Here is a 12625-nt window from a genome sequence, read left to right on the forward strand (position 1 = left end):
AAGGAGGCAACAAACGTATGTATAAATCCATAATTATTGGTACAGGTCCTGCAGGCTACACAGCAGCTATTTATTTGGCGCGTGCAAACATGAATCCACTGATCATTGAGGGAATGCAGCCCGGCGGGCAGCTTACCACAACGACTGAAATTGAAAATTTTCCGGGTTTTGAGCAGGGCATCCTCGGACCTGAGTTGATGGATAACATGCGCAAGCAGGCCGAACGCTTTGGCGCTGAATTTACTTCCGGCTGGGTAGAGGAAGTGGATTTCAGCAAGCGTCCTTTTAAAGTGAAGGTAGAGGGAAAAGGCATCATTGAGGCGGAGTCGGTGATTATTGCTACAGGAGCATCCGCCAGATATCTCGGTATTCCGGGTGAACAGGACAATGTAGGACGCGGAGTCAGCACTTGCGCCACCTGCGACGGCTTCTTTTTCCGTGAGAAAAAGATCATTGTAGTGGGTGGTGGCGATTCAGCCATGGAGGAAGCGAGCTTCCTGACCCGGTTTGCTTCCAGTGTAACCTTGGTTCACCGTCGCGATGAGCTGCGGGCATCTAAAATTATGCAGGATCGCGCACGGGAAAATGAAAAAGTACATTGGGCGTTAAACCGGACTCCTTTGGAGGTCGTAACGGGAGAGACGGGATTAAAGGGCTTGAAGGTACACAATAATGAGACGAATCAGGATGAGCTGATCGAGGCAGATGGTGTTTTCGTGGCAATCGGACATACGCCTAATACGGGCTTCCTGAATGGTCAAATCAGTACAGACGATCATGGCTATATTCAAGTGAAGCCTGGAACGACAGAAACGAACATTCCCGGGGTATTTGCCTGCGGGGACGTGCAGGATAACCGTTATCGTCAAGCCATTACGGCTGCGGGAACGGGTTGCATGGCGGCTATGGACTGCGAGAAATATCTCGAAGGCAGCGCTGTTCATGACTGGAGCGAAACACTGGATCAATAAAGAAAGCTACAGGATACAGTATGGCTAAGGTAGGGGCTAGGGTAGGCCCTGTTAAGCCGTGTCTTAGATTCAGGAAGAGAAAGCCTGCTGCATCTGCACAGGCTTTCTCCTTTTTATGGAATATGAGACTTGAAATTCCGCTAATCCTGCACTTTTCAACAGGGAAGTGTCCTTGACCGTAACGGGGGCTTCAATTATAGTTGGAACGTAGGTAACTATTATAAGTTCAAGATTTTAATCATATATTTCATACACAGTTTTTAAGTAAACATAAAGGTGGCTTGGAACATGTCTGAAAGTATCTATGTGGGTGTCGATTTGGGCGGTACAGCAATCAAGGTGGGCATTTGTAATGAAGACGGACAGCTTTTGCACACATACGAAGGACCAACGGAAACAGCTAAGGGCGTAGACGTTGTGATCAGCAATATCGAAAAATATGTGCGGCACATTGTTGAGCAATCTCCTTATGAATGGGATCAACTGAAGGGTGTCGGAGCGGGCGTTGCCGGTTTTACGAATGTTCGCGAAGGTATTATAGTTCTCGCTCCCAACATTGGCTTTCGTGACGTACCGATTCGTGCGCTGTTGGAGGAACGGATCGGCAAGCCTGTAAAAATAGACAACGATGCTAACGTCGCTGCACTTGGCGAAGCTTGGGCCGGGGCGGGCAAAGGCATAGAAAACTGCGTATGCTATACCCTGGGTACGGGTGTAGGCGGTGGTATTATTATCAATGGGAAAATCTATCAGGGCTTCTCAGGTATGGCCGGAGAAATTGGCCACATTAGCGTCGTACCGGATTTGGAGGCCATTCAGTGTGGCTGCGGCAAAATGGGCTGTCTGGAAACCGTATCTTCCGCAACGGGCATTATCCGTATGGCAAATGACGCTGTGGAACGTGGAGATCGGACTTCCCTGGCGCTGGTAGATCAAATCGCAGCCAAGGAAGTATTTGATGCAGCCAAGGCCGGAGATGAGGTCGCGCTGCGTATCGTGAAGCGGGCTGCCTTTTATTTGGGTAAATCTATGGCAGCGGTTGCCACCGTGCTCAACCCGGAGCTGTTTATTGTAGGCGGTGGTGTTTCCAAAGCAGGCGATTTCTTGTTCGAAGAGATGCGTCTGGTATATGCCAAACTGACACCTGAGCCACTCCAGCAAGGGGTATCTATTGTTCCGGCGGCGCTTGGCAATGACGCAGGTATCGTAGGAGCAGCGGGTTTGCTGCTGCGCTCCTGATCCATAGGTTACTGACATAGAGTGTGTTGAAGCAAAAGGAGAGGGAAGTCCATATGACAGACAACCTAAAAAACGCTGCGCCGTGGGCAACACTCATTATTATTACGGGAATGTCAGGCGCAGGGAAGACCATTGCAGTGCAAAGCCTGGAAGATTTGGGCTTCTTCTGCGTTGATAATTTACCGCCTGTGCTGATTCCCAAGTTTGCTGAACTAATCGAGCAGTCCAACGGTAAGATAGGTAAAGTGGCGCTGGTGATTGACTTGCGTGGGCGAGAATTTTTTACGGCTTTGTCGGAATCATTGAACTATATTAAGGATCATTTTACGATTCATTGTGAGATTTTGTTCCTGAATGCCAACGACGGTGTTCTCGTACAGCGATACAAGGAAAGCCGTCGCCGTCACCCGCTTGCTCCGGATGGTATGCCTCTGGACGGAATACGACTGGAGCGCAAAATGCTGGAGGAGCTGAAAAGCTCGGCAACACAGGTCATTGATACAAGTGTGATGAAGCCTGCAACTTTAAAGGCGCGGATTATTTCCCGATTTTCTCATCTGGAGAGCAGCATGCTTTCCGTAAACATTACCTCTTTCGGCTTCAAATATGGTATTCCCATTGATGCCGATCTCATATTCGACGTGCGTTTCCTGCCCAATCCTCACTATGTGGACCAATTGCGGCCACACACCGGACAGGATAGTGATGTGTATGATTATGTTATGAAATGGCCAGAGACTCAGGCATTCCTGACCAAGCTGCTGGATATGTTACATTTTTTGATTCCGCAATACCGCAAGGAAGGCAAAAGCCAGGTCATTATCGGTATCGGGTGTACCGGTGGTAAGCATCGTTCTGTCGCGATATCTGAATATTTAGGAAAAATGCTGGGTGCCAGTGAAACAGAATCAGTTTCTGTTTCACATCGGGATGCTGATCGCGACCGGCATTAATGAGGTGAAAACATGAAAGAGACCGGATCACAACGGGAGCGCCCTCGTATTGTTGTTATGGGCGGCGGAACCGGCTTGTCCGTCATGCTGCGGGGGTTGAAACAAAAGCCGCTGGATATAACGGCTATTGTTACAGTCGCTGACGATGGCGGAAGCTCCGGGATATTGCGCAGTGAGCTGCAAATGCCCCCTCCGGGGGATATTCGAAATGTATTGACTGCACTGGCTGATGTAGAGCCGGTGATGTCCGATATGCTAAAATACCGTTTCGGCGCAGGATCAGGCTTGGCAGGCCATAGTCTGGGCAACCTGATTTTAGCGGCGATGACAGATATATCGGGTGATTTTGTGACGGCGGTGCGTGAGCTTAGCCGTGTATTTGCTGTACGGGGGCGTGTGCTGCCAGCGGCTGAAGAAGGCGTTGTGCTGAGTGCCGAAATGGAGGATGGCACGGTGGTTACCGGTGAATCCAAAATCCCGGAAGCGGGCGGCAGAATCAAACGTGTTTTTCTTGAACCGACTCACGTGGAGCCGTTGCCTGAGGCTGTAGAGGCCATTAATCAAGCTGATGCGATCCTGATTGGTCCTGGCAGTCTGTACACCAGCATTTTGCCTAATCTCCTCGTACCGAAGCTTGCAGAGGCTGTGGTGAAATCTGACGCCATCAAAATATTCGTCTGCAACGTCATGACTCAGCCGGGTGAAACGGATGGATATACCGTAGGAGACCACTTGCAGGCTATTTATGAGCATGTAGGGCATCATTTGTTTGATTATGTAATTGTCAATAATGGAGATATTCCGCCCCAAGTACAGGAAATGTATGCCGAGCAGGGAGCCAAGCCAGTTCAAGTAGACATGGGAGAGCTGACCGACCGGGGATATAAAGTGGTTGCAGATACGCTTGTTCTGTTCCGCACCTATTTACGGCATGATGCCGACAAACTGAGCCAGCACATTTACCAATTGGTACAAAACTGGATATTAAGAAGGAGGTGAGTCCCTTGTCCTTTGCGGCACAAACCAAAAAAGAGCTTACGATGATTGAAAGCCAGCCCTGCTGTGAAAAAGCGGAACTATCTGCGCTCATACGTATGCTCGGGTCCGTACAACTGTCCAATAAAAGGGTGATATTGGATGTGTCCACAGAAAATGCCGCGATTGCAAGGCGGATTTACTCCTTGATCAAAAAACATTTTCAAGTTCATATCGAGCTGCTTGTACGGAAAAAAATGCGTCTGAAAAAAAATAACGTGTACATTGTCCGCATTCCTAGCGGTGTACAAGAGCTGTTAAAGGATCTTTATATCGTATCAGAAGGGTTCTTGTTCACGGACGGGATTAATCGGGATATCATTCGGAAAAACTGTTGTAAGCGGGCTTATTTGCGAGGCGCTTTTATGGCAGGTGGTTCTGTGAACAACCCGGAGGGATCGTCTTACCATTTGGAGATTTCCTCGATGTATGAGGAGCATTGCCAGGCGCTGGTCGATCTGGCGAATGAGTTTCATCTGAATGCCCGTTGTATTGAGCGAAAAAAAGGCTTTATTCTCTACATCAAGGAAGGCGAAAAGATCATTGAGCTACTTAGCATTATTGGGGCGCATCAGGCTTTGTTCAAATTTGAGGATGTCCGCATCATGCGTGATATGCGCAATTCCGTGAACCGGATTGTTAATTGCGAAACGGCTAATCTGAACAAGACGATTGGAGCTGCTGTCCGGCAAATTGAGAATATCAAGCTACTGGAGAGAGAAGTTGGCCTGGATACGCTGCCAGATAAGCTGCGCGAGGTGGCGGAAATACGTCTCGCTCATCCTGATTTGAATTTAAAAGAAGTCGGGGAAATGCTCAAAGGGGTTGTGAGTAAGTCGGGTGTCAATCATCGACTTCGCAAAATTGACGAGATGGCTGACAAAATCAGGGGAGAAAACGGCCTGATTCCATAAAAGGAGTGTCTATGGGGCTTCTGCCCCGGTTTTTTTAGTTTTTTTTCTAGTGTCTGTCCCGGGTTAATGTTATAATGTGATAAATAAAATGGAGTAAGTAGTGTCCAGATTTATTTGATGAGGGGGTAAGCTGACATGTCAAAACATCCGGTAGTCGTACGCTTGAAAACAGGACTGCACGCCAGACCTGCTGCGTTGTTCGTACAGGAAGCGAATAAATATTCATCCGAGATTTTTGTGGAAAAAGAAGACAAAAAGGTTAATGCCAAGAGTATTATGGGTATTATGAGCCTTGCTATCAGTACAGGTACTGAAATTTACATTAGTGCTGAAGGTGCGGACGCCGAGCAGGCTGTAAACGCTTTAGTAAGTCTGGTTAGTAAGGTAGAGCTGGAAAATCAATAAACAAACATCTGTTTTGTGATATGGTATATGCTCTTAGTGAAAAGCCCCTTTGGGGCTTTTTTTGTACCCGAAAAAACAGAGTGGGCAATCCCCCCGTTGGGCTTATCCAATGTGGTCCCATTGAATACCGACACTGTGTTTGGCCCAAGCTACAAGTAATTTACATTCTGTGATGGTATTCTATTCGGAAAATGTGACGCCTAACTGCAACCTTTTCTCTTTGTTTCCGTCTGGAAGGTACACACATCATCAAGAAAAGAGGGCGAATATGATGAAACATTGGACAAAAGCTGCAAATACAGCGGTTCTGGCAGGAGCATTATTGGCAGGAGTAGTAGCGGGAGGATTATGGACAGGAGCAGATCGTGCCTATGCCGCGTCAGCAGCTACGACGGTTAGCAGTGTAATTAATGTGAGCGGCAGCGGGGAAGTATTGGTTAAGCCCGATATTGCCTATTTATCCATCGGCGTACAATCTGAAGGAAATACAGCAGCCGCTGCTCAAAAAGCCAACGCCTCTAAAATAAGTAAAGTCACACAACTGCTGAAAGAAAAGTGGAGTATCAGTGCTGATGACATACAGACGAGCCAGTTCTACGTACAGCCTAACTATACCTACGATGAAAAACAAGGTCAGAAGCTCAAAGGCTACATTGCCAACCATACACTTTCCGTCAAGTACCGTAATTTGGATAAAATTGGTCAGTTACTGGATGAGGCTACACAATCTGGAGCGAACAACGTGGATAATGTGCGTTTTTCAGTAGAAAACTCTTCAGCTTATGAAGAAGAGGCGATTGCCAAGGCGTTGGGAAATGCTCAATCCAAAGCCAGTGCTGTAGCCAAGGCAACCAAACGCGGGCTTGGAACTCTCTTGAACGTAACGGTAGATGGGGGAGATGCCCAAACCTTCACACAACGTGAGACTGCTATGAGCAAGGCACTCTTTGATACAAATGGTGGAACAGAGATACAATCTGGTCAAGTGACTGTGAAAGTCCAAGTGTCGGCACAATACGAATTGAACTAACGTACAGATGATAACGGAGCCACAAGCGCCTGCTTTATGCAGGATGCCTTGCTGGCTTTTTTTATAAGCCGAAACTATTTTGTAATGAGTCTGTAACAGCTGGCGCCTACTAGATGTACAGATTGAAATCGGGGAGTGTACAGATTGTAAACTACGAACATAGGGGTATAGATATAATAAGTAAAGTAATCAACACACATAGAGTACGCACATCTACAACAGGAGGAATACTTAATATGAACAAGCACACGAAAAAATGGGGCTCCGCACTGCTGGCAGCGGGAATTTTAGCAGGAGTCACAGTTGTTCCCGTTTCCTATAGTGAGGCGGCTTCATCCAAACAACAGGCTACAGCACAGCAGCCAGGTATTTCTATCCATTGGAACGGTAAAACGTTGGCAGCCAAAGGAGTCCAGGTAAACGGAAGCACACTCATTCCAGTAGCAGCACTGCGCGACAGCCTGGGAATTCCGGTGAGCTATGATACCAAATCAGCGACATATACCGTAGGCAGTGGGTACAATATTCTATACATCATGTCCCCTTCCTCCGATGGTTCCTATGTCAATGTCAATGGAATAAGCACACGCAATATGGATGCCAAACAGATCGCCGGGAAACTGTACATTCCTATGAGTCTGCTGAAAGACTATCTAGGAATAGACGCTCAGTGGAATGCAGCCGAGAAAACAGTAGCGTTGAGCAAAAGCCAGCTGAATCCGATCACGATTACCTCCCAATCCCTTGCAGCTACAAGTGACTCCGAGGTGACCTACAAAGTCAAATATCCGCAAATCAGTGGTAGCCGGTTGAATGCCGAAGCTCAGCAGGCGATTAACGGTGTGCTTAAAAAGCATGCGGAAGAAGTGCTGGCAGCAGGCAAAAAGCAAGTGGCTGAGGGAGGCGCTACGGCGCAAAGACCGTATGAGTTTGGCAATGATTTTGCAATTGCCTATAATAAGGACGGTATTTTGAGTGTAATTATGCAGGATTACTCGTATACAGGTGGTGCGCACGGCATGACCGTCCGTAAAGGGTATACGTTCTCGCTGTCGGATGGCAAAATGCTTCAATTGTCTGACGTGCTGAAAGCTAACCCGAATTACAAAAAGTTCCTCAATAGTGACCTGAAGAAAAAATTTGATGCACTTCAGGCTTACGCAGGAGGTTTCGGTGGATTTAAGGAGCTTGCAGCTAATCCGAATTTTTATGTAACCAATAGTGGTTTGACGCTTGTTTTTGATCTATATGAATATACACCATATGCGTATGGGATTCCTGAGTTCACCTACTCGTTTAGCCAACTGTTACCTCAAGGTGGTAAGCCTTTCGCGGGACAGAATCCATAGTACAAATGGATAATAGTCGGATTACCTATACAAAATGAACAATAACCAAGAAAAGCTGCCTACCAGATACGAATATCCGGGGCAGCTTTTTCCGTTTACCAGCTAGTCAGAGGCAATAACTCGTTCTCTTATACACCTTCTGGAGAAGAGCTAGTTAGCACTTTATCAATAATACCGTATTCCTTGGCATCGTCTGCGGACATGAAATAGTCACGGTCTGTGTCCTTTTCAATGCGCTCCAGTGGTTGGCCTGTGCGGTCTGCAAGAATGCGGTTCAATTTGTCGCGCATTTTCAGAATGCGGCGTGCGCGGATTTCGATATCCGTTGCCTGACCTTGTGCACCGCCCAATGGTTGGTGAATCATAATTTCACTGTTCGGCAAAGCAAAACGTTTGCCCTTGGCACCTGCGTTCAGCAAGAACGCACCCATAGAAGCCGCCATACCAACACAAATTGTAGACACGTCAGGTTTAATGTATTGCATCGTATCGAAAATGGCCATACCGGCTGTGATCGAACCGCCAGGGCTGTTAACATACAAGTGAATGTCTTTTTCAGGATCTTCGGCAGCCAAAAACAGCATTTGCGCAATAATAGAGTTGGCTACAACGTCATTGACGTCCGAGCCCAACAAAATAATGCGATCCTTCAACAGTCTGGAATAAATGTCATAGGCGCGTTCGCCGCGGTTACTTTGTTCTACTACCATAGGAACATAGCTCACGTCAAAAAACCTCCCTTTAATATCGTTAATGGATTTGGTGGACATGCCGATTACACGTCCCTATTTATAAACTGTTACCGTATTAACCACATGATAAACAATTTCAAACAAAAAGTCAAAGAAAGTCAAACTAATAGTCAAAAAAAAGAGCCCTCTGCGCTCTTATTGGTTAAAACAGTATATAGAAGAATTTAAACATCATATAAATGGCGCGCCCGCGAGGAATCGAACCTCGATCTCAGGCTCCGGAGGCCTACGTCATATCCGTTGGACCACGGGCGCACAGCTAATTGGAAACAAAGATGATTATATGATATACGGCATTGAATTGCAAGCTTTTATTACGTGCGCATATTCACATAAAAAGTTGAGAAATATAGGTTCAGATAGACTTGCATGTGGAGCAAATATTGGGTAAGATATACGTGGGACTTAAAAAGTTAACCCGGGACGTTTTGAGACCAGTTAGTGATATAGCATTAGAGAAAGAACTTAGAAGTGTGCGGGAGTGGAAAGCATGCGAAAGATATTAGAAATACAGAAGCAGCTTCTGCCCGACCTCATGGATGTTTTGAAAAAAAGGTACACAATCCTGCATCAGATTATGTTGTCCGATGTTATTGGACGCAGAACGCTGGCGGCTTCACTGGACATGACCGAGCGCGTGTTGCGCGCCGAGACCGATCTTCTTAAAGCCCAAGGGCTGATTGAGATTGAGAGTGTGGGCATGAAGGTGAGCAAAGCAGGACTGGATCTGCTGGAACAACTGGAGCCGATTGCGAACAACTTGTTCGGCCTGTCCCAATTGGAGGATCAGATTCGTCAAGCCTATGGTTTGAGGAAGGTGGTTGTCGTTCCAGGGGATTCGGATGCTTCTCCTTTAACGAAGCAGGAGTTGGGTCGTGCTGGAGCAAAAGCGCTGCTGAGTGTTATGGACGACGAGGATGTGGTCGCTGTAACAGGTGGCACGACGATTGCCGACGTGGCGGACCAACTGACACTACCTGCTAATGGCCCACTTAAGGGCGGATGGTTCGTACCGGCACGTGGGGGTTTGGGAGAAAGCATGGAAATGCAGGCGAACACAATTGCTTCCACAATGGCTCGTAAGGTCGGCTCACAATACCGTCTGCTCCATGTACCGGATTTGCTCAGCAATCATGCTTACAACTCCCTGCTTGAAGATACGAATATTCAGGATATTTTAAGCCTGATTCGAGAGAGTCGGATCATCATTCACGGGATAGGCAACGCCATAGCTATGGCACGTAGACGTAAGCTCGACCCTGAAACCTTTGCCCAGATCAGCAGTGAGGGCGCGGTTGCCGAATCGTTTGGCTATTATTTTAACGAAGACGGCGTTGTGGTTCACAAAATGCTGACGCTTGGACTACGTTTGGAGGATATCAGGCGAACCGAGACGATTCTAGGCGTAGCTGGAGGTAAGAGCAAGGCGGCCGCTATTCATGCGGTGCTGCGTTTCGGGCAGGAAGATATTCTTGTCACCGACGAAGGCGCTGCTGCCGAGATTGTAAGCCGTTATTTAAAAAGTTAATGCGGATTGATTAAATGTGTTGTCTTGACGGGCTTTCGGGTCTGTCTTGAATATATAAACTAAACTAAACGAACTTTGGGAGGAACTCACTCATGACAGTTAAAGTTGGTATTAACGGTTTCGGACGTATTGGACGCCTTGCTTTCCGCCGGATTCAAAACGTGGAAGGTATTGAAGTAGTAGCAATTAATGACTTGACAGATTCCAAAATGCTGGCACATCTGTTGAAATATGATACAACACAAGGTACTTTCCAAGGAGAAGTAGAAGTACACGATGGCTTCTTCAAAGTTAACGGTAAAGAAGTTAAAGTTTTGGCTAACCGCAACCCTGAAGAACTGCCTTGGGGAGACCTGGGTGTAGATATCGTTCTGGAATGCACAGGTTTCTTCACAACTAAAGAAGCTGCTGAGAAACATTTGAAAGGCGGCGCTAAAAAAGTTGTTATCTCCGCTCCAGCTACTGGCGACATGAAAACTGTCGTTTACAACGTAAACCATGAAATTCTGGACGGTACTGAAACTGTAATCTCTGGTGCTTCTTGCACAACAAACTGCCTTGCTCCTATGGCTAAAACTTTGCAAGACAAATTTGGTATCGTTGAAGGCCTGATGACTACAATTCACGCTTACACTGGCGACCAAAACACTTTGGATGCTCCGCATGCTAAAGGCGACTTCCGTCGTGCTCGCGCTGCAGCTGAAAACATCATTCCTAACACAACTGGTGCTGCTAAAGCCATCGGTCTGGTAATTCCTGAACTGAAAGGTAAACTGGATGGCGCGGCTCAACGTGTACCGGTAGCAACTGGCTCCCTGACTGAGCTGGTAACTGTTCTGGAGAAAAATGTAACTGTTGAAGAAATCAACGCTGCGATGAAAGAAGCTTCCGATCCTGAAACTTACGGCTACACTGAAGACGAGATCGTTTCTTCCGACATCAAAGGTATCACTTTCGGTTCTTTGTTTGATGCAACTCAAACTAAAGTCCTGACTGTTGGCGACAAACAACTGGTGAAAACTGTAGCTTGGTATGACAATGAAATGTCCTACACTGCACAATTGATCCGTACGTTGGAATACTTCGCTAAATTGGCTAAATAAGAACAGTCTTATCGCGCAACATCATAGAGCGGAAACAGCAGTTATTGTTTCCGCTCTTTATATATCAAAATGTGCCTTAAATTCCTGTTTCGTAAAATTAAAAGGGTGCGGAGGAATATGGAGATGAACAAAAAAAGCGTACGTGATATAGAACTGAATGGAAAACGGGTGTTTGTTCGTGTAGATTTTAACGTTCCGGTTGAGGACGGTAAAATTACGGATGACAAGCGTATTCGTGAAACCTTGCCAACGATTAACTACCTGATTGAAAAAGGTGCAAAAGTTATTTTGGCGAGTCACTTTGGACGTCCAAAAGGTCAGGTCGTTGAATCCATGCGTCTGACTCCTGCTGGCGTGCGTTTGTCTGAGTTGCTCAAAAAGCCTGTAGTTAAAGTGGACGAAGCAGTTGGTGAGGCTGTTAAAGCGAAAGTAGCTGAACTGCAAAACGGCGACGTGCTGTTGCTTGAAAATGTACGCTTCTATCCAGGAGAAGAGAAAAATGATCCTGAACTGGCAAAGCAATTTGCTGAACTGGCTGACATTTTCGTGAATGACGCATTTGGTGCAGCGCATCGTGCTCATGCTTCCACAGAAGGTATCGCGCATCTTCTTCCGGCTGTTTCCGGCTTGCTGATGGAGAAAGAATTGTCTGTAATCGGTAAAGCTCTTTCAAACCCAGATCGTCCTTTTACAGCCATTATCGGCGGTTCCAAAGTAAAAGACAAAATCGACGTGATTGACAACCTGCTGAACATTGCAGATAACGTAATCATTGGCGGCGGTTTGGCTTATACATTTTTTAAAGCTCAAGGTCATGAAGTGGGTCAATCCCTGCTGGATGAATCCAAACTCGATGTAGCTCTTGGATTTATCGAAAAGGCGAAGAAGCTCGGCAAAAAATTCTATCTTCCGGTAGATATCGTTATTTCTGACGATTTCAGCGCTACAGCGAACACGAACATTGTGGACATCGACGGTATTCCTGCAGATTGGGAAGGCGTGGATATCGGTCCGAAAACACGTAAAATCTATGCAGATGTGATCAAAAACTCCAAATTGGTTGTTTGGAATGGACCAATGGGTGTGTTTGAAATGGAGCCTTTCGCTGGCGGTACGCGTGAAGTAGCGGAAGCTTGCGCAACAACAGAAGCATACACCATCATTGGTGGCGGTGATTCTGCGGCAGCGGCTGAGAAGTTCCATCTGGCTGACAAAATGGACCATATCTCTACTGGCGGCGGCGCATCCCTTGAATTTATGGAAGGCAAAGCACTTCCGGGTGTTGTTGCACTCAACGATAAGTAATCAAACGTACTGCGCATAATAAATGCTTTAGGGCACCTAAT

At 46.7% G+C, this 12625-nt stretch carries 12 protein-coding genes and 1 tRNA gene; 11 read left to right on the plus strand and 2 right to left on the minus strand.

Annotated features, from left to right (window positions below; all coding sequences use genetic code 11):
* The first annotated feature begins 17 nt into the window (after nt 1–17).
* The 8 genes from trxB (at nt 18) to C1I60_RS07695 (ending at nt 7896) form a co-directional block, all read left to right on the plus strand.
* Nucleotides 18–971, plus strand: coding sequence for a thioredoxin-disulfide reductase (gene trxB / locus C1I60_RS07660; protein ID WP_137061200.1), 954 nt, complete (start codon nt 18–20; stop codon nt 969–971).
* Nucleotides 972–1259: 288 nt separating this feature from the next.
* A complete protein-coding gene (locus C1I60_RS07665; RefSeq protein WP_137061201.1) occupies nt 1260–2210 on the plus strand; it encodes an ROK family glucokinase in 951 nt (316 codons plus the stop codon).
* Nucleotides 2211–2263: 53 nt separating this feature from the next.
* Nucleotides 2264–3163, plus strand: coding sequence for an RNase adapter RapZ (gene rapZ / locus C1I60_RS07670; RefSeq protein ID WP_013308254.1), 900 nt, complete (start codon nt 2264–2266; stop codon nt 3161–3163).
* A 12-nt stretch (nt 3164–3175) separates the two neighbouring features.
* Complete coding sequence (locus C1I60_RS07675) at nt 3176–4162, plus strand: gluconeogenesis factor YvcK family protein (protein WP_137061202.1); 987 nt, start codon at nt 3176–3178, stop codon at nt 4160–4162.
* 5 nt (nt 4163–4167) lie between these two features.
* Nucleotides 4168–5112 carry a DNA-binding protein WhiA gene (gene whiA, locus C1I60_RS07680; protein WP_014279171.1) on the plus strand — a complete coding sequence of 315 codons (945 nt, stop codon included), beginning with the start codon at nt 4168–4170 and terminating at the stop codon, nt 5110–5112.
* A 135-nt stretch (nt 5113–5247) separates the two neighbouring features.
* Nucleotides 5248–5517 carry an HPr family phosphocarrier protein gene (locus tag C1I60_RS07685; RefSeq protein WP_007428150.1) on the plus strand — a complete coding sequence of 90 codons (270 nt, stop codon included), beginning with the start codon at nt 5248–5250 and terminating at the stop codon, nt 5515–5517.
* Nucleotides 5518–5788: 271 nt separating this feature from the next.
* Nucleotides 5789–6547, plus strand: coding sequence for an SIMPL domain-containing protein (locus tag C1I60_RS07690; protein ID WP_137061303.1), 759 nt, complete (start codon nt 5789–5791; stop codon nt 6545–6547).
* A gap of 236 nt (nt 6548–6783) precedes the next feature.
* Nucleotides 6784–7896: a PdaC/SigV domain-containing protein gene (locus C1I60_RS07695; protein WP_137061203.1), complete on the plus strand. Its 1113-nt coding sequence runs from the start codon at nt 6784–6786 to the stop codon at nt 7894–7896.
* Between the two features lie 128 nt (nt 7897–8024).
* On the opposite strand, the gene clpP is transcribed toward C1I60_RS07695, so the two are convergent.
* Both clpP and C1I60_RS07705 read right to left on the minus strand, forming a co-directional pair.
* Nucleotides 8025–8621, minus strand: a complete 597-nt coding sequence (gene clpP, locus C1I60_RS07700) for an ATP-dependent Clp endopeptidase proteolytic subunit ClpP (protein WP_025686039.1) — start codon at nt 8619–8621, stop codon at nt 8025–8027.
* Between the two features lie 207 nt (nt 8622–8828).
* Nucleotides 8829–8903 (minus strand) — tRNA-Arg (locus tag C1I60_RS07705).
* Between the two features lie 235 nt (nt 8904–9138).
* Between C1I60_RS07705 and C1I60_RS07710 the strand changes: the two genes are divergently transcribed.
* The 3 genes from C1I60_RS07710 to C1I60_RS07720 all read left to right on the plus strand — a co-directional run bounded on the left by C1I60_RS07710 (nt 9139) and on the right by C1I60_RS07720 (nt 12584).
* On the plus strand, nt 9139–10176 hold the full coding sequence (locus C1I60_RS07710) for a sugar-binding transcriptional regulator (protein WP_137061204.1): 1038 nt from the start codon (nt 9139–9141) through the stop codon (nt 10174–10176).
* Between the two features lie 92 nt (nt 10177–10268).
* Nucleotides 10269–11279, plus strand: coding sequence for a type I glyceraldehyde-3-phosphate dehydrogenase (gene gap / locus C1I60_RS07715; protein WP_014279176.1), 1011 nt, complete (start codon nt 10269–10271; stop codon nt 11277–11279).
* Nucleotides 11280–11402: 123 nt separating this feature from the next.
* Nucleotides 11403–12584 (plus strand): phosphoglycerate kinase, encoded by a 1182-nt coding sequence (locus C1I60_RS07720; RefSeq protein ID WP_137061205.1) that lies wholly within the window; start codon nt 11403–11405, stop codon nt 12582–12584.
* The last annotated feature ends 41 nt before the right edge of the window (nt 12585–12625 follow it).

This window comes from Paenibacillus terrae, from assembly GCF_005217525.1.
GTDB classification, from domain to species: domain Bacteria; phylum Bacillota; class Bacilli; order Paenibacillales; family Paenibacillaceae; genus Paenibacillus; species Paenibacillus terrae_C.

Excerpts from the sequence above, each read along its gene's own strand:
- C1I60_RS07685 (WP_007428150.1), top strand. The coding sequence starts at position 5,248 with ATGTCAAAACATCCGGTAGTCGTACGCTTGAAAACAGGACTGCACGCC.
- C1I60_RS07675 (WP_137061202.1), top strand. The coding sequence starts at position 3,176 with ATGAAAGAGACCGGATCACAACGGGAGCGCCCTCGTATTGTTGTTATG.
- trxB (WP_137061200.1), top strand. The coding sequence starts at position 18 with ATGTATAAATCCATAATTATTGGTACAGGTCCTGCAGGCTACACAGCA.
- gap (WP_014279176.1), top strand. The coding sequence starts at position 10,269 with ATGACAGTTAAAGTTGGTATTAACGGTTTCGGACGTATTGGACGCCTT.
- C1I60_RS07720 (WP_137061205.1), top strand. The coding sequence starts at position 11,403 with ATGAACAAAAAAAGCGTACGTGATATAGAACTGAATGGAAAACGGGTG.
- rapZ (WP_013308254.1), top strand. The coding sequence starts at position 2,264 with ATGACAGACAACCTAAAAAACGCTGCGCCGTGGGCAACACTCATTATT.
- C1I60_RS07690 (WP_137061303.1), top strand. The coding sequence starts at position 5,789 with ATGAAACATTGGACAAAAGCTGCAAATACAGCGGTTCTGGCAGGAGCA.
- C1I60_RS07665 (WP_137061201.1), top strand. The coding sequence starts at position 1,260 with ATGTCTGAAAGTATCTATGTGGGTGTCGATTTGGGCGGTACAGCAATC.
- C1I60_RS07710 (WP_137061204.1), top strand. The coding sequence starts at position 9,139 with ATGCGAAAGATATTAGAAATACAGAAGCAGCTTCTGCCCGACCTCATG.
- C1I60_RS07695 (WP_137061203.1), top strand. The coding sequence starts at position 6,784 with ATGAACAAGCACACGAAAAAATGGGGCTCCGCACTGCTGGCAGCGGGA.